Origin of the sequence: Pseudomonas sp. RA_5y_Pfl1_P24 (assembly GCF_963970945.1) — a bacterium.
Classification (GTDB): Bacteria; Pseudomonadota; Gammaproteobacteria; order Pseudomonadales; family Pseudomonadaceae; genus Aquipseudomonas; species Aquipseudomonas tritici.
This window is the reverse complement of sequence record NZ_CAXAOJ010000011.1, coordinates 24,956-43,587: the sequence shown is the minus strand read 5'-3', so window position 1 is coordinate 43,587 and position 18,632 is coordinate 24,956. Positions and strand designations below refer to the sequence as shown.

The 18,632-nt window shown below is 60.1% G+C and carries 14 protein-coding genes, 4 tRNA genes and 2 pseudogenes; 12 read left to right on the top strand and 8 right to left on the bottom strand.

Annotated elements, in window-relative coordinates; genetic code table 11:
* Nucleotides 1-4: 4 nt before the first annotated feature.
* Nucleotides 5-1,879, top strand: coding sequence for an MFS transporter (locus tag AACY30_RS19450; protein WP_339540972.1), 1,875 nt, complete (start codon nt 5-7; stop codon nt 1,877-1,879).
* Nucleotides 1,880-2,002: 123 nt separating this feature from the next.
* Here AACY30_RS19450 and sugE read toward each other — a convergent pair whose 3' ends face one another.
* The 3 genes from sugE to rdgC form a co-directional block, all read right to left on the bottom strand.
* The gene (gene sugE / locus AACY30_RS19445; RefSeq protein ID WP_010211634.1) at nt 2,003-2,317 is read right to left on the bottom strand and encodes a quaternary ammonium compound efflux SMR transporter SugE; all 315 of its coding nucleotides are present in this window, start codon (nt 2,315-2,317) and stop codon (nt 2,003-2,005) included.
* Nucleotides 2,318-2,423: 106 nt separating this feature from the next.
* On the bottom strand, nt 2,424-3,389 hold the full coding sequence (locus tag AACY30_RS19440) for a bile acid:sodium symporter family protein (RefSeq protein ID WP_339470301.1): 966 nt from the start codon (nt 3,387-3,389) through the stop codon (nt 2,424-2,426).
* A gap of 166 nt (nt 3,390-3,555) precedes the next feature.
* Nucleotides 3,556-4,476 (bottom strand): recombination-associated protein RdgC, encoded by a 921-nt coding sequence (gene rdgC / locus AACY30_RS19435; protein WP_034103031.1) that lies wholly within the window; start codon nt 4,474-4,476, stop codon nt 3,556-3,558.
* A 159-nt stretch (nt 4,477-4,635) separates the two neighbouring features.
* On the opposite strand from rdgC, the gene AACY30_RS19430 reads away from it, so the two are divergent.
* Both AACY30_RS19430 and AACY30_RS19425 read left to right on the top strand, forming a co-directional pair.
* Nucleotides 4,636-4,711, top strand: a tRNA-Val gene (locus AACY30_RS19430).
* 19 nt (nt 4,712-4,730) lie between these two features.
* Nucleotides 4,731-4,807, top strand: a tRNA-Asp gene (locus tag AACY30_RS19425).
* Nucleotides 4,808-4,948: 141 nt separating this feature from the next.
* Here AACY30_RS19425 and AACY30_RS27590 read toward each other — a convergent pair.
* A pseudogene (locus tag AACY30_RS27590) lies at nt 4,949-5,338 on the bottom strand (TonB-dependent receptor domain-containing protein); the annotation flags it as partial.
* Between the two features lie 78 nt (nt 5,339-5,416).
* Nucleotides 5,417-5,626: pseudogene (locus tag AACY30_RS27585) on the bottom strand (sigma factor); the annotation flags it as partial.
* Nucleotides 5,627-5,827: 201 nt separating this feature from the next.
* Between AACY30_RS27585 and AACY30_RS19415 the strand changes: the two are divergent.
* From AACY30_RS19415 to AACY30_RS19395, 5 genes are all read left to right on the top strand, one after another.
* A tRNA-Val gene (locus AACY30_RS19415) sits at nt 5,828-5,903 on the top strand.
* A gap of 19 nt (nt 5,904-5,922) precedes the next feature.
* Nucleotides 5,923-5,999: transfer RNA gene (locus AACY30_RS19410), tRNA-Asp, on the top strand.
* Nucleotides 6,000-6,302: 303 nt separating this feature from the next.
* Nucleotides 6,303-7,886, top strand: coding sequence for a BCCT family transporter (locus AACY30_RS19405; RefSeq protein WP_339540970.1), 1,584 nt, complete (start codon nt 6,303-6,305; stop codon nt 7,884-7,886).
* A gap of 27 nt (nt 7,887-7,913) precedes the next feature.
* Nucleotides 7,914-9,923: a CocE/NonD family hydrolase gene (locus AACY30_RS19400; RefSeq protein ID WP_339540969.1), complete on the top strand. Its 2,010-nt coding sequence runs from the start codon at nt 7,914-7,916 to the stop codon at nt 9,921-9,923.
* 83 nt (nt 9,924-10,006) lie between these two features.
* On the top strand, nt 10,007-10,942 hold the full coding sequence (locus AACY30_RS19395) for a LysR substrate-binding domain-containing protein (RefSeq protein WP_339470297.1): 936 nt from the start codon (nt 10,007-10,009) through the stop codon (nt 10,940-10,942).
* A gap of 235 nt (nt 10,943-11,177) precedes the next feature.
* Here AACY30_RS19395 and AACY30_RS19390 read toward each other — a convergent pair whose 3' ends face one another.
* Nucleotides 11,178-12,344: a catalase family protein gene (locus tag AACY30_RS19390; RefSeq protein ID WP_339414628.1), complete on the bottom strand. Its 1,167-nt coding sequence runs from the start codon at nt 12,342-12,344 to the stop codon at nt 11,178-11,180.
* A complete protein-coding gene (locus AACY30_RS19385; RefSeq protein WP_339540968.1) occupies nt 12,341-14,149 on the bottom strand; it encodes a di-heme-cytochrome C peroxidase in 1,809 nt (602 codons plus the stop codon). Before AACY30_RS19385 ends, AACY30_RS19390 begins: the two co-directional genes overlap by 4 nt.
* A gap of 258 nt (nt 14,150-14,407) precedes the next feature.
* Between AACY30_RS19385 and AACY30_RS19380 the strand changes: the two genes are divergently transcribed.
* The 4 genes from AACY30_RS19380 to AACY30_RS19365 all read left to right on the top strand — a co-directional run bounded on the left by AACY30_RS19380 (nt 14,408) and on the right by AACY30_RS19365 (nt 16,759).
* Nucleotides 14,408-15,148 (top strand): FKBP-type peptidyl-prolyl cis-trans isomerase, encoded by a 741-nt coding sequence (locus AACY30_RS19380; protein ID WP_339470292.1) that lies wholly within the window; start codon nt 14,408-14,410, stop codon nt 15,146-15,148.
* A 351-nt stretch (nt 15,149-15,499) separates the two neighbouring features.
* Entirely contained in the window at nt 15,500-15,958 is a 459-nt protein-coding gene (locus AACY30_RS19375; RefSeq protein ID WP_339414625.1) for a YkvA family protein, read from the top strand.
* 94 nt (nt 15,959-16,052) lie between these two features.
* Nucleotides 16,053-16,391 carry a helix-turn-helix domain-containing protein gene (locus AACY30_RS19370; protein ID WP_339470290.1) on the top strand — a complete coding sequence of 113 codons (339 nt, stop codon included), beginning with the start codon at nt 16,053-16,055 and terminating at the stop codon, nt 16,389-16,391.
* Entirely contained in the window at nt 16,388-16,759 is a 372-nt protein-coding gene (locus tag AACY30_RS19365) for a hypothetical protein (protein WP_005786715.1), read from the top strand. The genes AACY30_RS19370 and AACY30_RS19365 overlap by 4 nt, the downstream gene beginning before the upstream one ends.
* Here AACY30_RS19365 and AACY30_RS19360 read toward each other — a convergent pair.
* Complete coding sequence (locus AACY30_RS19360; RefSeq protein ID WP_339470288.1) at nt 16,756-18,525, bottom strand: bifunctional diguanylate cyclase/phosphodiesterase; 1,770 nt, start codon at nt 18,523-18,525, stop codon at nt 16,756-16,758. The genes AACY30_RS19365 and AACY30_RS19360 overlap by 4 nt on opposite strands.
* Nucleotides 18,526-18,632: the final 107 nt, after the last annotated feature.

Here is an 18,632-nt window from a genome sequence, read left to right as displayed (position 1 = left end):
GACGATGAGCCACCCCTCGCAATTCACCTTGCTGCGCACACGGCGTTTCCTGCCGTTTTTCATCACCCAGTTGCTGGGTGCCTTCAACGACAACATCTTCAAGCAATCGCTGATCCTGGCCATTCTCTACAAGCTCACCATCGACGGTGACCGGTCCATTTGGGTCAACCTCTGTGCCTTGCTGTTCATCCTGCCGTTCTTCCTGTTTTCGGCGCTGGCCGGGCAGTTTGGCGAGAAGTTCAACAAGGACGCATTGATCCGCGCGATCAAGATCGGCGAGATTGTGATCATGGCCGTGGGCGCGACGGGCTTCCTGACCAACCACCTGGAATTGATGCTGCTGGCGCTGTTTGCCATGGGCACCCACTCGGCGCTGTTCGGTCCGGTGAAATACTCGATCATGCCCCAGGCCCTGCACGACGATGAGCTGGTAGGTGGCAACGGCCTGGTGGAAATGGGCACGTTCCTGGCGATCCTGGCCGGTACCATCGGCGCTGGAATAATGATGTCGTCCACCCATTACGCACCGGTGGTAGCCGTGGCGATCGTCGGTGTGGCGGTATTGGGTTACCTGGCCAGCCGCAGTATTCCGCGGGCGGCGGCGTCGACCCCAGCGTTGCGCCTGAACTGGAACATTTTCAGTGAATCCTGGGCCACCTTGCGCCTGGGACTGGGGCAGACGCCGGCCGTTTCGCGCTCAATCGTGGGTAACTCGTGGTTCTGGTTTGTTGGCGCGATTTACCTGACGCAGATCCCTGCGTACGCCAAGGAATGGCTGTACGGCGACGAAACCGTGGTCACGTTGATCCTCACGGTGTTCTCTGTGGGGATCGCCCTCGGCTCGATGCTTTGCGAAAAACTCTCCGGGCGTAAGGTGGAAATCGGCCTGGTGCCGTTCGGCTCATTCGGCCTGACCGTGTTCGGCCTGTTGCTGTGGTGGCATTCCGGCGGCTTCCCGCAGAACGTGCAGGCCAACGATTGGCTCGCGGTGCTCAGTTACGGCCAAGCCTGGTGGGTGTTGTTCGATATCCTCGGCCTGGGCGTGTTCGGCGGCTTCTATATCGTGCCGCTGTACGCGTTGATCCAGTCGCGCACCGCCGAGAACGAGCGTGCGCGGGTCATCGCTGCCAACAACATTCTTAACGCACTGTTCATGGTGGTCTCGGCGATTGTGTCGATCCTGTTGCTGAGCGTGGCCAAGCTGTCGATTCCCGAATTGTTCCTGGTGGTGTCGCTGCTCAACATCGCGGTTAACACCTACATCTTCAAGATCGTTCCCGAGTTCACCATGCGTTTCATGATCTGGCTGCTCAGCCATTCCATGTACCGCGTGGAGCATCGCAACCTGGAAGCGATCCCGGACGAAGGCGCGGCGCTGCTGGTGTGCAACCACGTTTCATTTGTCGATGCGCTGCTGATCGGCGGCGCGGTGCGTCGGCCGATTCGCTTTGTCATGTACTACAAGATCTACCGCTTGCCGGTGCTGAACTTTATCTTCCGCACGGCCGGGGCGATTCCGATTGCCGGGCGTCACGAAGACATCCAAATCTATGAAAAGGCCTTCACGCGGATTGCGCAGTATCTGAAGGACGGGGAGTTGGTGTGCATTTTCCCGGAGGGCAAGTTGACCGCCGATGGCGAGATGAACGAGTTTCGCGGTGGCGTGACGCGCATCCTGGAGGAGACGCAGGTGCCGGTGATTCCGATGGCGTTGCAGGGGTTGTGGGGGAGTTTTTTCAGCCGCGATCCGAACAAAGGGTTGTTTCATCGGATCTGGTCGCGGGTGGTGTTGGTGGCGGGTGAGCCGGTGACGGTAGAGGCCGCGACGCCTGCGCAGTTGCAGGAAAGGGTGGGGGTGTTGCGGGGCAGTGTCAGGTAGTTTTTTACTGGCTTCAAGGCCCTCATCGCAGGCAAGCCAGCTCCCACATCTGAGCGTATCTACAAATCCAAATGCGGGAGTGGGCTTGTCGGGTCGCCGCATCGCTGCGATAGCGGTAGTGGCTTAGGTACTGATCTTCAGGCCAATAAGCCCGCAAATGATCAATGCGACACTGGCCAACCGGAACAGCGCCATGGATTCCCCAAACAGGATAATCCCGGCGATCACGGTGCCCACGGCACCGACTCCGGTCCAGATCGCGTAGGCGGTGCCCAGGGGCAGTTCCTTCATCGCCAGCCCCAGCAGGCCAAGGCTTACGGCCATGGCGGCAATCGTCAGGGCAGTGGGCAGCGGCTTGCTGAAACCGTCGGTGTATTTCAGGCCGACGGCCCAGCCAACTTCAAACAGGCCCGCAAAAAACAGAATGATCCAGGACATGATGACCTCCTAACGCTAGGTGGGGTCGTCCCCGGATTAGGCGCTTGAAAGCGTCACGGGGTCGTCCCCGCGAAGCTCGTAAGAGTGCCCAAAAGTGATCGACTGATCAAGTTTGCGGCGTGTTCTCCAAGGCGCGACGGTCTTCCTTCTCGCTCATGCGGCGCAAGTAAGTCGAGAGCAACGCCCCGGAAATATTGTGCCAGACGCTGAACAACGCACTCGGCACCGCCGCCAAGGGCGAGAAATGCGCGCTGGCCAATGCGGCACCCAGCCCGGAGTTCTGCATGCCCACTTCCAGCGCCAGCGACTTGCGCTGCGCCAATGGCAACTTGAACACGCGGCCAGTGAAGTAGCCCAGCAAGTAACCGAAGCTGTTGTGCAGCATCACCACGACCATGATCAACAGGCCCGACTCGGCGATCTTCGCCTGGCTGGCGGCAACCACCGCCGCGACGATGATCACGATGCTCACCACCGATACCAGTGGCAACACATCCACCGCGTGGCGTACCCGATCACCGAGCACGCGCTGCGCCAGTACGCCGAGCACGATCGGCAGCAGCACCACTTGCAGGATCGACCAGAACAACTCCATGAACGACACTGGCAGCCAGGCCGACGCCAGCAACCAGATCAACGCCGGCGTAAACAGCGGGGCGAGAAGGGTGGTGACGGCGGCGATGGCGACCGACAGCGCCAGGTCGCCGCGGGCCAGCCAGGTCATCACGTTGGAGGCGGTGCCGCTTGGGCAGCAGCCGACCAGGATCACGCCAACGGCAATTTCCGGCGGCAGGTGGAAGGCCTGGCACAGCAACCAGGCCACGCCCGGCATGATGACGAAGTGTGCGACCACGCCCAATGCCACGCGCCACGGATGGCGGGCGACTTCGGCGAAGTCATCAATCTTGAGGGTCAACCCCATGCCGAACATCACCAGACCCAGCAACGGGACGATGGCGCTTTTCAGGCCGATGAACCAGCCGGGTTCGAGGAAGGCGGCGACGGCGAAAATCAACACCCAGTAGGCGAAGGTATTGCCAACGAAGCGGCTCAAGACGGCGAGTGCGCGCATGGGGGTGTCCTTGTTATTAGAGCGCTGGAGGTGGCAACTCGATCAAATGTGGGAGCTGGCTTGCCTGCGATAGCATCAACTCGATTCAACTGAAGACCGAGGTGCCTGCATCGCGGGCAAGCCCGGCTCCCACACTGACCGTGCCCACATAAGATCTAATTAGCTTTTAGATACCCTGTGGGGTCTCTTCACCGCCGAGTGCTTCGACCAGCGCAGGGATGAAGTCACCAAACGTCAGCATCATCAGGGTAAAACTCGCATCCAGTTGGCCCAGGGCTTCTTCACCGCCGTCCTGTTCCGCCTGGTCTTGCAGCAGGTCTTCGAACTTCAGGCGCTTGACCGTCATCTTGTCGTCGAGCATGAAGGAGAGCTTGTCTTGCCAGGCCAGCGACAGTTGGGTCACGACTTTGCCGGTGGTCAGGTGCAGCTGGATCTCTTCACCGGTCAGGTCCTGGCGCTTGCAGCGCACAATGCCGCCGTCTTCATGGGTGTCGCGCAGTTCGCATTCGTCGAGCACGAAGAAGTCATCCGCCGGCTTCTGGGTGGTGACCCAGTCGGTCATGATCGCGGTTGGTGCGGTTTTTACCGTCAGCGGGCGAACCGGCAGGGTGCCGATCACTTCACGCAGTGTGGACAACAAGTCTTCGGCGCGCTTGGGGCTGGCCGAGTTGACCAGGATCAGGCCCTGTTTGGGCGCGATGGCGGCGAAAGTCGACGAGCGACGAATAAAGGCACGCGGCAGGAAGGCCTGGATGATTTCATCCTTGATCTGGTCGCGTTCCTTCTTATAGACCTTGCGCATTTGCTCGGCCTCGATCTCTTCGACTTTCTCTTTCAGTGCGTCACGCACCACGCTGCCCGGCAGGATGCGTTCTTCCTTGCGCGCGGCGATCAGCAGGAAGTCACCGCTGACGTGAACCAGGGGAGCGTCTTCACCTTTACCAAAAGGCGCGACGAAACCGTAAGTGGTCAACTCCTGGCTGGCACAAGGGCGCGCCAGTTTGGTGGCCATGGCCGCTTCCAACGCCTCGGCATCAACAGGCAGATCTTGGGTCAGGCGATAGATAAGCAGGTTCTTGAACCACATGGGGCGAGTCTCTCCTTTATACAAAGGGGGGCATTATTCTCTTGATAGCGTCCCAGGCCAACCCTGCCTAAGCCATTGGAAGCTATCAAAAAAAAGATTTAAGAAAGTGCTTGCCAGACCTAGGGCCGCTCCGTAGAATGCGCGCCACACCGAAACGAAGGGTGATTAGCTCAGCTGGGAGAGCGTCTGCCTTACAAGCAGAATGTCGGCGGTTCGATCCCGTCATCACCCACCATTCGCTTCATGTGTTACGCGCAGCGGTAGTTCAGTCGGTTAGAATACCGGCCTGTCACGCCGGGGGTCGCGGGTTCGAGTCCCGTCCGCTGCGCCATATTCGGTTATCTGGAACGCTGAACGCCAGGTACCACAGGAAGCCCGCTCATTGAGCGGGCTTTTTGCTGTCTGGGCTTTGCAAAAACAAAAAAACGCCGCCGATCATTTCCGATGATCGGCGGCGTTTTTTATTGGGGGATCAGAAATCCCAGCGTGTGGTCACCATGAAATTGCGTGGCTCACCGTAAGCGGCGGAGTCATAGAAGCCGATGTTGGTGTAGTAAGACTTGTCGAAGATATTGTTGACGTTCAGCGTCGCTGACAGGTTTTTGCTGACCTGATATTGGGTCAGCAGGTCGACCAGCCAATAGGCGTCCTGGGAGAACTCTTCATCGCCGCCATGGGGAGAGTTATAGATGTCCTGCCAGCCCACGCTTTGCCAGCGCACACCACCGCCTACCGTCAACTTGTCGAGGTTGCCCTTGAGTTTGTAGGTGGTGAACAGCTTGACCTGATCTTCGGGCTCGAAGGTGGAGATATTCACGTCCTTGTCGTCGCGCACGACCTTGTGGGTGTAGCCGGCCTGAACTGTGCCGATGTAAGGCACGAATCGTCCGGACTCGCGGTAGTTGGGGTTATAGCCCGTGACCTGGTAGGTGACCACGCGGCTGGCCGTCGTGCTCAAGTAGGCCCGGGGGTCGCGAATGCCTGCTAAGGATTCGCGCGCGTTCAGGATGCGTGCGAACGTGTCCTGCGCCAGGTCAGCGGCATTTTGGCGGCAGCCGAGCGTGCGCCGCAGCCAGGTGAGCAGCCAGCCATGATGCTCGCTGCAGAGCTGGGTGATTTCCCTTTGGAAGGGTGGTTCACCCACAGACATAAGCGCGGCTCAGGCGTTATTGAGAACAATTTTTAATTGTGCGGTTAAGCGCCCGGCAAACCCAATAGACTCGTATTTGCGCGAGCAAAAGCCCGTTTTTACGGGGTTTCGCCGGGCTCTGGAAAAAATCAAAAATAAAGTGCATTTAAATCAAGACATTGCGAATTTTTGGTGTATGATGCCGCCCACACCGAAAGTGAAGGGTGATTAGCTCAGCTGGGAGAGCGTCTGCCTTACAAGCAGAATGTCGGCGGTTCGATCCCGTCATCACCCACCATTCGCTTCAAGTGTTACGCGCAGCGGTAGTTCAGTCGGTTAGAATACCGGCCTGTCACGCCGGGGGTCGCGGGTTCGAGTCCCGTCCGCTGCGCCATATTCGGTCACCTGGAACGCTGAACGCCAGGTCACCACAAGAAGCCCGCTCATTGAGCGGGCTTTTTTTCGTCTGCGATTTATCCGCCTTACGCTTCGCCGTTGTGCACTGCATGTTCGCCCTGAACTGTGCTGGTGCGCCATGACGTGGGGGAATACCCCTATGCAGATTGGTTGATTGCGCCCCTGGCCGCTTAAACGGTTATCTATAGCCACGCGAAGACTTCCAGGCGAGTCACGGCAGCAGGATGCTGCAGTGCCCGCTCTCTAAGATAAGAATAGTCTGCAAGGGGAATGGCTCTCTATGAAGTATCCACTGCGTCCGTTGGTGTTCTGGCCAACGTTCCTGATCCTGCTGGCGGCGGTGATCGCCAGCTACGTCGACCTGAATGCCTTCCTGGCGATCAGCAAACAGCTCAATAACCTAATCCTGAAAAACTTCTCATGGCTGTTCAGCGCCGGCTCGTTTGCCATGGTGGTGCTGACGGCGATCGTCTACTTCTCCGCGTTGGGCAAGGTGCGTATCGGCGGCGAAGACGCCCAGCCATTGCTGAGCAAATGGCGCTGGTTCATGGTGGCGCTGTGCACCACGCTCGCAGTGGGCGTGCTGTTCTGGACCACCGCCGAACCCCTCTATCACCTGTATGGCCCACCCACCAGCCTGCCGATCGAAGCGGGCAGTTCGGCGGCGAAGACCTTTGCCATGTCGACGATGTTCCTGCACTGGACCATCACCCCCTACGCCATTTACCTGGTGCCCTCGCTGGTGTTTGCGCTGGTGTTCTATAACCGTCGCAGCAACTTCTCCATTGGCGCCATGCTCGAGCCGCTGCTGGGCGCAGCGCGGGTCAAGCGCTACGCCGGGCTGATCGACACCCTGGCGATGTTCGCCCTGGTGGCGGGCATGGCCTCATCCCTGGGCACTGGCGCGCTGACCCTGGCCGGTGGCCTGGCCCAATATATCGGCGGTGAAACCACGCCGTTCCGCCTGGCCATCATCGTTGCGATCATCGTCATCACCTTTGTCGCCTCGGCCGCCAGCGGCCTGCAGAAAGGCATTGTGATGCTGTCCTCGTTCAACACCTGGATCATGCTGGGGCTGGGATTGTTTGTGCTGCTGTGCGGGCCGACCTTGTACATGTTCAGCCTCGGCGTCGAGTCCATCGGCGTGTACCTCGACACCTTCTTCAGCCGCAGCCTGTTCACTGGTGCCGCGAGTGGCGACACCTGGCCGCAGAGCTGGACGGTGTTCTACTGGTCGGTGTGGTTTGCCTGGGCGCCGGTGAGCGCGCTGTTCCTTGGCAAGATCGGCCGTGGCTATACCATGCGCGAATTCATCCATATCAACATGCTCTACCCGGCGCTGTTCACGGCGATATGGATCTGCATTTTCTCCGGCACCAGCCTGTACTTCGATGCCCTCGGCGACGGCAGCCTCAACCGTGTGCTGAACGAGCAGGGCGTGGAGCACGTGCTGTACCAGATGTTCCAGCAATTGCCGGCCAGCGGCCTGATGATCGCGTTCCTGCTGTTAGTAGCGTTCATCTCGTTTGTCACGGCGGCGGACTCCAGCACCGATGTGATCGCCAACCTGTGCAGCAAAGGCGTGACCGCGGACTCCGATCTCGACGGCAACCCGCTGCTGAAGATCGTCTGGGGCCTGATTATCGGCACGGTGTCGTGGGTCATGGTCGCGTTTGTGGGCATCGACGGGGTGAAGATGCTCTCCAACCTCGGCGGTTTGCCCGGGATGATCCTGGTGTTGTTGGCCAGTACCTCGCTGATTTTCTGGTTGAAAAATCCCGCGTTGCTGGATGTGAAACGCCTTCAGCGGACCCCCGAAACGCAATCGCGTGGCGCCAGCCCGGTGCCGGATTTCGCCCGCTGATCGATTGAACCGCTGTAGGAGTTACTGATGGAAATCGTCACTGAATTTGCTTACACCGTGCGCGAAATCGAGCACTGCCTGATCCCCTTGAAGGACGGCACCCAACTGGCCGCCCGCATCTGGTTACCGGAAGTCGCCGGCCTGCAAACCTTCCCGGCGATCCTGGAATACCTGCCGTACCGCAAACGCGACGGCACTGCCGTACGCGATGCGCTGACCCACCCGTGGATGGCGGGGCAGGGCTATGTATGTGTGCGGGTGGATATGCGGGGCAACGGTGAATCCCAAGGTTTGATGGCCGATGAATACCTGCTGCAGGAACAGGAAGACGCACTCGAAGTGATCGACTGGCTGTGCCATCAACCCTGGTGCGACGGTAATGTCGGCATGATGGGCATCTCCTGGGGCGGCTTCAATGGGCTGCAAGTCGCGGCACGCCAGCCCGAGGCGTTGAAGGCGATCATTACCCTGTGCTCCACCGATGATCGCTTTGCCGACGACATCCATTACAAGGGCGGCAATCTGTTGATGGAGAACTTCGGCTGGGCCGCCACCATGCTCAACTTCAGCGCCGCGGTGCCGGATCCTTTGCTGGTGGGCGACGACTGGAAACACCTCTGGCACCAACGCCTGGACGCCATGCCGTTGCTGGCGCAAACCTGGCTGCAACACCAGACCCGCGATGACTATTGGCGCCATGGCTCGGTGTGCGAGGACTATTCGAAGATCAAGGCGGCCGTGTATGCGGTGGGTGGCTGGGGCGATGCCTACCGCAACACCGTTTCGCGTCTGATGCAAAACCTACCAGGCCCGAAGAAAGCCATGATCGGACCTTGGATCCACAAGTACCCGCATTTCGCCGTGCCCAACCCGGCCATCGGCTTCCTGCAAGAGGCCAAGCGCTGGTGGGATCATTGGCTCAAGGGCATCAATAACGGGGTAATGGATGACGCGTCTTGCACCTTTTACCTACAGGATATTCTGCCGCCGAAGGGCAGTTATGCCGAGCGGCCGGGGATCTGGGTGCAGACCTCCGGCTGGCCGGATCCGCAGGTGCAATGGGCGGATTTCAGCCTCGGCGAACAGGGCCTGAGTGCAGGCTCACTGCCGTTGGCGGCGCCGCGCAGCATCTGCTCGCCGCTGACCACCGGCCTGCACCAAGGCGAATACTGCGCCATCTGGTTTGGCCCCGATGGACCGACGGATCAACGTCGTGATGACGCCCACTCGCTGTGCTTCGACTCCCAGGTGCTGACCGAGCCGCTGTCGTTGCTCGGCGATGCACGTCTTAAGTTGCGCCTGGCAAGTGACACCGCCTGTGGTCAATTGGTCGCCCGGCTGAATGCGATAGCGCCGGACGGGCAAGTCACGCAGATCAGTTACGGTGTACTCAATCTCACACTGCGTGAGGATTTTTCCCAGGTAACACCTGTAGTCCCCGGTGAGCCCATGGACGTGCAGTTAAACCTCGACCACATCGGCATGCGCCTGCCCGTCGGCTACCGTTTGCGTCTTGCCCTTAGTACCGCGAGTTTCCCGTTACTGTGGCCGAGCCGTGAGCTGACCACTCTGACGTTGCTGCCGAGTCTGCAAAGCCTGCAACTGCCGATATTCAAAGGCGAGGCGGTGGACTGCCCGTTCGAAGCGCCGCAGTCGGCTACGCCGGTGGCGATGGACGTCCTACGCGCCGCTGCGCCGAAACGCACCTTGATCGAAGACGTGGGCAGTGGCGAAGTCTCCGTGAAAATCGAAGATGACTTGGGTTCAGTGCGGTTTACCGACCACGGCTTGTCGGTGGACCAGCGTTGCACTGAGCAATACCGCACTTTGCCCTGGGATCCGCTGTCGACGAGGGCCGATATCGAATGGCGCTACCGAGTCGGCCGCGACCAGTGGGCCGTGGAGGTGGAAAGCCAATTGAGCGTGCACGCCGACGCCGAGTGGTTCTACATCGAAGCGGAGCAGACCGCCTGGGAAAACGGCCAGTTGGAACACCGTCGGCAATGGAGTAAGCGCGTGGCCAGGGTCGCACTCTGAGCAGGCAACTGGCAGGATGCTCGCCAACGTGATCTCTGCGGGCCTGGGGTAACCTGGGCCCGTCATTGCCAATGGACTTGCTCATGTCGCGCCGTAACGTCGATCTTCCTCCCCTCAATTGCTTGCAGACCTTTGAAGCGGCGGCCCGCCATTTGAGCTTTACCCAGGCCGCCCATGAATTGAACCTGACCCAGAGCGCGGTCAGCCGCCAGGTCAAACGCCTCGAAGAAGACCTGGCCCGCCCGCTGTTTTATCGGCTGGCCCAGGGCTTGAGCCTGACACCCGCCGGGGTGCGTTATTTTCGAACTGTCCAACGCCTGTTGCGCGAGCTTGACCGCGAGTCCGCCGAGTTGCGCAGGCGCGGTGCCGATCGCCAGTTGACCCTGGCCAGTACGCCCACCATCAGCTCTATCTGGCTGGCCGGTCTGTTGCCGCAGTTCCAGCGCGACCACCCGGACCTGGATATCCGCATCCTGTGCAGCGAAAGCCCCAGCCATCTGGATGTCAGCGAATATGACCTGGGCTTGTTCTATCACTTGGATGAACTGGCCGCGCCCCACGGCCTTGAGCTGTCGCCGGTGTTCGACAGCGAGCAGGTCATCGCCGTGTGCAGCCCCGGTTACCTTGAGCGTCACGGCCCGATTCGCGACCTGCATCACCTGTTGCACGCTCACACCTTGCTGATCGTGGAAGACCATCACCACGACTGGCTGACTTGGGCCGACTGGTTTGCTGATGCGGGCGCCGATTACTACTCGCCGCGCCATGCCTTGCGCACCAACAGCTATCAACTGTTGATGCAATCGGCGGTGATGGGCCACGGCGTCGCCCTGGGGTGGAAGCGCTTGCTGGAAAGCGACCTCGACTCCGGGCGCCTGCAAATGGCCTTGCCCCACAGCATGCACAGTCGCGGTCGCTTGCACCTGATGCAGCCGCATCACCGCAATCCACCCGCGGCGGTGCGCAGTTTTCGTCAGTGGTTGCGGGCCCGTACCGCAGAGGCTGGGCTCCCTGACTGAAGGTCAGTGCTGACTGGTTTTTTGTTTTTGATCTGGCGCGTCGCCAGGCGTTCGAAGCAAAAAGACGCGGTGCCGAACACGGCGATCAGGGTGAGTACGATCATGCCGAGGGTTGAGCCTTCCACGGTGATTTCCTGCGGGTGATGGGGTAGGTGCTCACGGTAGAGGCGGGGTGAAAATGGCTCAATAGACCCGACGCAATCCTTACACCGTAGGGTCCATTGTTACGCATTCTTTATGGCGCGTTGCGGCTGTGGCGGTAATCGCTGACCGCTTCATACACGGCTTTGCGCAAACGGTTGATACCGCCGATGGGGCGGTGCTCCGCTACGCCGAACCAGGGGTTGAAGGACTGGTTGTCGCACGCCAGGTTCTGCTCGGGCGTGTCGAAATCCTGCGCCGGGATATGCACCTTCGCCACGGTTTCATAAGGCGCATCGCTTTCTTTCCATTCGATGCTGGTGTCTTCGATCGGCATGAATTTCTGCGGGTTCTGGCGCTGGATCTGCAGCACGAAACACGCCGGCACGCGGTCGGTGGACAGCTGCTGGCTCAAGGCGCTGCGTAGGAAATTTGGCAGGTCCTGGTTTTGTTTCGGCAGTTGATACTCCGGGCAGTTTTGCGGGTCGGGCGCGACGCGGAATTTGGCGTTGGCCGTGCCGAACTTGTAGGGCGAAACTGAAAAGTACGTAGTCTGCGTCGGGCTGGCCGGTGCGGGTGCGAGTGTCGCCAGGGCGATGAATAAGTGACGCACTTGCCAGCTACGCGGGTCGGCCTTGGGGAAGAACGCCAGCACCTTCTTGCCGTCCGCCTGCGCGCCGATGTTCTGCGCGTACTCCGCCACATCGCTGACAAAGAAGTTCGGGTGACTGAACATCACGAAGTCTTGTTCCGTGCGCGTCTGCTGGTCGGCCAGCAGCTGCTTGCCCGGCACATCCAGTAACTTGAGCGCCATGCCCCGGGCATCACGGATGCTGTCGAACTGCGGGTAAGCGTTGCCGTTGGACAACCGCATCATCGCCTGCCAGGTCTTGCCCGGTTCGGCGAACACGCCCTGGCGCAGTGCCGGGTCGAGATCGGCGAGCACGCTGACTTCGGCTTTCACGCAACCGTGGGCCTTGGCGTGGGCATCACGCAGGTAGCGCGTGCCTTCACGGTGTTGGTCGACGATGCGCACCGCCGTCTGGATGATGCCTTGGGTCATCGCCGCTTCGCCCGCTGGGATTTGCTCATTTGGTGACACCGGGCCGCTGTGTTGCCAGGCGTACCAGGCGGTCGCCGCCAGCCAACCGAGTAGGCCGAGGCCCACCAGCCACAGCAAGGTTTTGCCGAGAAATGCGCCGATGCGCAGCCAGAGGCGGCCGAGCAGGGAAGGTCGGTCGTAGGGGGATCGAATCATCATGGCAGTTGTTGCTCCAGCGGGCCGCCCAGCACTTTGAGGTATTCCAGCAGCGCCCAGCGTTCCTGCGGTAGCAGGCCACGGCCGATCACGCCATTGCCACGACTGCCGGCACGGAATTCGTGGCCGCTGTTGTGGTTGCCGGTGATTTTGGTATCGAACAGGAAGGCATTCTTGAACGCGCCGGTTTTAAAACCGAGATGGCGCGGGTCGTAGTCGAAAGTGCCCTTATAGAAGGTGGTGCTGCGCTCGTCCTGGGGCGAGAGCAACTGGTAGATCGTCGGCACCGAACCGTTATGCAGGAACGGCGGCGTCGCCCAGACACCAGCCAGTGGCCGCGCCTTGTAGGCGCGCAACTCGCGTACGCCGATGGGCAGGCCGTAACCGTCCAGGCGCGGGCGCTCGGCCGGGGTCACGCCGGCCGCACGGTAGGCATGCTCTTCGACGAAGGCGGTGACATAAGCCAGACCCTTGGCCACGGACATTTTTTTCAGGTCCAGTGGCTCGGTCGGCGCGGGGTGCAGTTCGACGTTCAGCGTGGCCAGTTCCGCGGGGTCCCATTGCAGGGCGCTGAGGTCGTAGCGTTGGTCGGCAATGTTGCTGGCGGCGCCGGGGTCGGTACCGATGTAGTCCACGGGCAGCATTTTAAGCTGCTGCACCGGGCGCCCGTTTTCCTGGGTGACGTTGGGCACGTGGCAGCCGGCGCAGTGCTCGGCGAACAGTGTGCGGCCTTGGGCGGCGAGGGGTTTGTCGACGGCGCCGAACAGGTCCTCTGGCCAGGTCGGTGGCTTGAGGCGTTGCAGGGTTTCTTCGATCAGGTTGAGGTCGCGCACGCGGACGCTGGACGGGTAGCGCGCATCGCCCTGGAGCGGCTGGCCGGCGGCGTCGAAAAAGGTCAGGGTCGCGCCTACGCCCAGGGCTTCACCGATATTGCGCGCCATGGGTTGCTGGGCCGAGCCGTTCCATTGCACCCAGTCGAATGTCCAGATATCCCAGAGTTGTGGGTAGTCCACTGGTGCATTGGCAACGCGATAATTGTCCGGGGAAATCGCGTCGCCAAAGCTGGCGTTGGCGATACGGCCAAAGGCGTCCGTGCGGCCGGGGCCTTCTTCGGTGGGGTAGAGACCACGGTGAGTGTCGTTCCAGGCCACTTTGAGAAACTTGTTCAGGGACTGCTTGAAGTCCTCGCGCAGTTGTTTGTGCTCAGCGTCATAGCGATCTCCCAGCACCTGGCGGGCGAAGCGCTCGAACTTCCATGGGTTGTAGTAGGTAGCCGCAAGGCTGGCGACCAGGGCTTGGCCGAAACTGCCGCCGCGCAAGGTTGGCACACTGGATGGCAGCACGTGCTGGGCGGAACCGCCGTCGACGCGTAGCGCCTGGTTTTTGAAGTGCAGCTCGCCGGTGTGGCAGGCGGCACAGGTGATATCCAGGTACTCGACGTTGCTGCCGGCGTTCTTGTGTCGGGCGAAACCTACCGGCAAATTGCCGGGGTTTTGCGCGGTCGGCAGCTGTTTGGGATCGACCAGGAAACCGAAGCGCGCGAGGTAACCCGGCGTGGCAAAACGGCGCTCGGAAAACGGCAGTTCCAGGGCGGTGAACCAGTCGTAGTGCAGGCCTTTTACTTGAGTGCCCTGGGGCGTGAAGTAATAGGTCTGGCGGTCGGCGGCACTCCATTGGTCCTGATAGTGCACCTGCTCCACGGGCACGTATTCCGGCAGCTTGGGGTTGACGATGTAATAGAGCACCACGGCAAGTACTAGGACCAGAAGGGTGAATATCAGCAGTAATACACGGGAAAAAATGCGCAAGATGGCTATCCTTGTCTCGGTCTTGTCGAGGAGTCGTGTTGTTATGCCACTACGCCACAAGTGCGGCAAGTGGCCATGAGCGTGGTAGTAGGCGGTCCCACGATCCTTCGCGGGGCCCCATCATGAATGAAAATGCTTTTAAACACGTGAACTTATCAGAAGTTTCCTGCTCACATGCCGGTAGCCATTGGTCGTGGCCGCCTGATAAGCTCGCGACTTTATTCGAATGCCCTTTTGGCGCATGAACAAGGAAATAGCATGAAACAGCATCGGTTGGCGGCGGCGGTGGCCCTGGTTAGCCTGGTACTTGCGGGTTGTGATTCGCAGACCAGCGTAGAGCTGAAAACCCCGGCGCAGAAAGCTTCCTATGGCATCGGCCTGAACATGGGCAAGAGCCTTGCCCAGGAAGGCATGGATGACCTGGATTCCAAAGCAGTAGCCCAAGGCATCGAAGATGCCGTCGGCAAAAAAGAGCAGAAGCTCAAAGACGACGAGCTGGTTGAAGCGTTTGCCGCACTGCAAAAGCGTGCTGAAGAACGCATGACCAAGATGAGTGAAGAGTCGGCAACCGCCGGCAAGAAATTCCTTGAAGACAACGCCAAGAAAGACGGCGTCGTCACCACCGCTTCCGGTCTGCAGTACAAGATCATCAAGAAAGCCGATGGTGCACAGCCTAAGCCGACTGACGTGGTGACTGTGCACTACACCGGCAAGCTCACCAACGGCACTACCTTTGACAGCTCCGTGGATCGCGGTAGCCCGATTGACCTGCCAGTCAGCGGCGTGATCCCAGGTTGGGTCGAAGGCCTGCAACTGATGCACGTTGGCGAGAAGGTCGAGCTGTACATCCCGTCCGACCTGGCCTACGGCGCCCAGAGCCCGAGCCCGGCGATTCCAGCCAACTCCGTGCTGGTATTCGATCTGGAACTGCTGGGCATCAAGGACCCAGCCAAGGCTGAAGCCCCTGCAGCCCCTGCAGCACCAGCCGCCAAGAAGTAATAGGCGCCTGAACACACAACGCCCCGTCTCGACGGGGCGTTGTTGTTTCCGGGGGCTGCATTTCGGGTATCTACACGATCTTGTAGCGAGCGGGCCCATGTCCACAGGCTGTGCAAATCCAAACGAACGTCCACACCTGGCAACAGTCTGATATAAAACCCGAGCATGGCTAGCCGCACAGCAACACTAAGTCAATGAAATGTTGGGTTTTTTTAATGTGCGCAAAAAACGCCCGATCTGACTGAAAGCCTTGTAAGTCGTGGCTTTCAGCCGATAAAACAGGCTCTGTTCACAAGGTTATCCACAATTTGTGTGGATAACCTTTTATGTTGCCTGGAACTGGAGTGACAGATGAAACCACCTTTCAATTTCACCCGTTTCCTGCCCATTGCCGCACGCCTGCTGGGTCGTGGGCGTTTACCGACGCTGTTGTTCGCTGTCGCCGCCAAAGGCTCCAGCCAGGGCAATCGCCTGGGCAAGCTCAAGGATGACTTCAAGTTGCTCCAGGCCCTGTGCCTGGCCTACTGGCGTGGCGAGTACCGCGCAATCAGTCCCAAGGCGCTGATTTCAGTGGTCGCAGGGCTGATGTATTTCCTGAGCCCGATTGACGCGATCCCGGACTTTATCCCCATGTTCGGCATGCTCGACGATATCGCCGTGCTGGCATGGGTCATGAAGACACTGGACGGCGAACTGAGCGCTTTTCGCGCCTGGCGTGACGCCCAGCGTCCGGAAAAGCTCGCCGTGGTTGAGCGTCTGCCAGCGACGCCAGCCCTGTTGGCCAAGGAAAACCCGCAAAAAAACGGATGACACGGCATATCCCCCTGCGACCTTTGTGGCTGTTAGGATTACACTCCTAAGGAAAGAGCTTACTCAGTAAGTGTTGTTATCCTACGGGGCAGTCATGGATATTCAGATAATTTCACGGAATGGCGAACCCGAATACGCGGTGTTGCCATGGGATCAGTATCAGGCGCTGCTAAAAGCTGCCGGTCAGCAACAACCTTCGCCACCTCCTTCTTCTACTGCCCAAGCCGCTCCCGAGCAGGATCTGCGCCCGCTCGCAGACTTGCGCGACCTGCGCGAAGCCAAGGGCCTGGCGGTCGAGACCCTGGCCCGCACCGTGGGTATCAGCCCCTCGTATCTCGGATTGATTGAAAGTGGTGAGCGCCAGCCGGATGCCGCGATCCGTCGCAGCCTGGCCTGGGAATTGGGCGTTGCAGGTTGGAGGGATGAATCTTGAGCCTACGTATCAGTCGTCAACACTGGGATGGGTTACTCAATGAACTGGACCAGGCGCGCCGCCAGCGCCATCTGCTGACTTACCGCGCGTTGCTGGAGCGCTTGCAGTTCCCCACGCCGGCCATGCAAACCCTGGCCGCCGCCCTGGAACACTTGGCCGCGCTGGACGCCAAGGCCGAGCAGCCGTTGCGCAGCTCGCTGGTGATCAGCCAGGGCGCCAGCCGCCTGCCGCGTACCGGTTTCTTTGAATGTGTGGAGCGCCTGGGGCGATTCAGCGGGCCATCCGACGGCGTGGCCGCGGCCTCCTGGCACGCCTCGGAAGTGGTGCGGGTATTCGAATACGAGTACCCGGAGTCTGCCGAGGCCTAGAGCGCCGGGGACAAGGTGTCCATGCTGTCGATCACATGGATGCTGTAGCCGGCGATATTCTTGGCGTGATGTTTGGCTTGCGACGCCAGCTCCGCCAACTGACTGGCATCGAGTTGTCCACAGGCCTGTGGATACAAATGCACGACACCGATGGACAGCGACAGCAGCGCAAATTCCTGACGCACGCCCTGGCGGTTCAGTGCCACGAAACAGCCGGCATCAAGGTGTTCAGCGCGGTAGAAGCGCCGGCATTGGGTGTGGAAGTCATCCAGCAGTTGATTGAGTCGCTTGCGCCAGTCCTGTGGGCCCAGTACCAATAAAAAGTCATCGCCACCGATGTGCCCGACAAAGTCGCGGCTAGGGTCTACGCGGTCGTTCAAGCACTGCGCCAGGCACAACAACACCTCATCCCCGCGCCCGTAGCCGTAGATATCGTTGAACGGCTTGAAACTGTCGATATCCACGTAGCAGATCACCGATTCGCGCTGTTGTTGCAGCAAGCGCGTGAGGCATTGCTGGATCGGCACGTTGCCCGGTAATAGGGTGAGTGGGTTGGCGTAGCGCGCTTGCTGGATTTTCAGCTCGGTGATCAGCTTGAGTACGTCGATCACTCGGCCCAGGCCCAAGTAGTCGCCATTGAGCGTAATAATGAAGTCTTCTTCGATGCGTTGCCGTGCGCGGCTGGTGAGCAAGCGACTGACCTGTTGCAGGGACTGACTCAGCTCCACCGCCAGAAAGTCGGTACTCATCAAGCGGCTGATGGGCTTGCGCGCAAACAGGTCGGTGGCGAACGGCTTGAGCAGCGCATCTGACAGCGAATGCCGATGGACGATGCCGATCGGGTGCCCGCGCCCATCCAGTACGGCCAGTGAATTGAGGTTGGCCTGGCGGCGAAACGCTTCGAGCACTTGGGCGGTGGCGGTGTCCTGGTCTACCGCCGGTTGTTCACTGAGCAAGGCGCTGAGGTCACTGGCTTCATCGTTCAGTGCCACGTTGGCACTGTCGGGCTTGGGTAACATCAGCCGTGCTTCCTGCGGCGGTTGTTCCTGCGGGCGGCAGAGCAGGTAGCCTTGGACCAGGTCGACGCCCATCTCCGTCAGCACCGCCAGCTCCTCGGGCAGCTCGATGCCTTCGGCGATCACTTGGGCGCGCGAAGCCCTGGCGATTTGCAGGATGGAACCGACAAACTCGCGCTTGAGCGCATCCTGATGAATGCCGTCGATGAAGTGCCGGTCGATCTTCACGTAATCCGGGCGCAACTCCGACCACAGCCGCAGGCTGGAATACCCAGCGCCCAAGTCATCCAGGGCAATCGAGAAACCCATGTTGCGGTAGTGGTGCAAGGCAGTCTGCAGCAGGTCGATATCGTTGGTGGGGGTTTGCTCAGTGAGTTCGATCACCACCTGGCTCGGTGGGATGCCGAAGTCATGCAGCAGTTGCAAGGTGCGTCCCGGTTGGTGCGCGGTTTCCATCAGCGATTGTGGCGATACGTTGAGGAACAGCTTGCCCGGTAACTTCTGCTCGCTGAAGCGCCGGCAGGCACTTTCGCGGCACGCGATCTCCAGTTCGCTGAGGCGCCCGGCCTGGCTGGCAATCGAGAACAGGGCGACGGGGGAGTGCAGCGGGCTGTTGGACGGGCCGCGACTGAGGGCTTCGTAGCCGAGGATGCGCCGTTCGGACAGGCTGATGATCGGTTGGAACAGGCTGTGCACACTGCCTTGAGCCAGGATAGAGCCCAGTGCATTCAGCTGTTCTGTCATGGTCATGGCGATCTCGATCGAAAAAAAAAGACCGCAGGCTGAAAACCTGCGGTCCTTCATTTCACGACAGAATGATGTCTATATGATGACACTCCGAGGAGCGATCACATTAA

Excerpts from the sequence above, each read along its gene's own strand:
- rdgC (WP_034103031.1), bottom strand. The coding sequence starts at position 4,476 with ATGTGGTTCAAGAACCTGCTTATCTATCGCCTGACCCAAGATCTGCCT.
- AACY30_RS19360 (WP_339470288.1), bottom strand. The coding sequence starts at position 18,525 with ATGACCATGACAGAACAGCTGAATGCACTGGGCTCTATCCTGGCTCAA.
- AACY30_RS19375 (WP_339414625.1), top strand. The coding sequence starts at position 15,500 with ATGAAACCACCTTTCAATTTCACCCGTTTCCTGCCCATTGCCGCACGC.
- AACY30_RS19405 (WP_339540970.1), top strand. The coding sequence starts at position 6,303 with ATGAAGTATCCACTGCGTCCGTTGGTGTTCTGGCCAACGTTCCTGATC.
- sugE (WP_010211634.1), bottom strand. The coding sequence starts at position 2,317 with ATGTCCTGGATCATTCTGTTTTTTGCGGGCCTGTTTGAAGTTGGCTGG.
- AACY30_RS19370 (WP_339470290.1), top strand. The coding sequence starts at position 16,053 with ATGGATATTCAGATAATTTCACGGAATGGCGAACCCGAATACGCGGTG.
- AACY30_RS19450 (WP_339540972.1), top strand. The coding sequence starts at position 5 with ATGAGCCACCCCTCGCAATTCACCTTGCTGCGCACACGGCGTTTCCTG.
- AACY30_RS19380 (WP_339470292.1), top strand. The coding sequence starts at position 14,408 with ATGAAACAGCATCGGTTGGCGGCGGCGGTGGCCCTGGTTAGCCTGGTA.
- AACY30_RS19440 (WP_339470301.1), bottom strand. The coding sequence starts at position 3,389 with ATGCGCGCACTCGCCGTCTTGAGCCGCTTCGTTGGCAATACCTTCGCC.
- AACY30_RS19395 (WP_339470297.1), top strand. The coding sequence starts at position 10,007 with ATGTCGCGCCGTAACGTCGATCTTCCTCCCCTCAATTGCTTGCAGACC.
- AACY30_RS19400 (WP_339540969.1), top strand. The coding sequence starts at position 7,914 with ATGGAAATCGTCACTGAATTTGCTTACACCGTGCGCGAAATCGAGCAC.
- AACY30_RS19390 (WP_339414628.1), bottom strand. The coding sequence starts at position 12,344 with ATGATGATTCGATCCCCCTACGACCGACCTTCCCTGCTCGGCCGCCTC.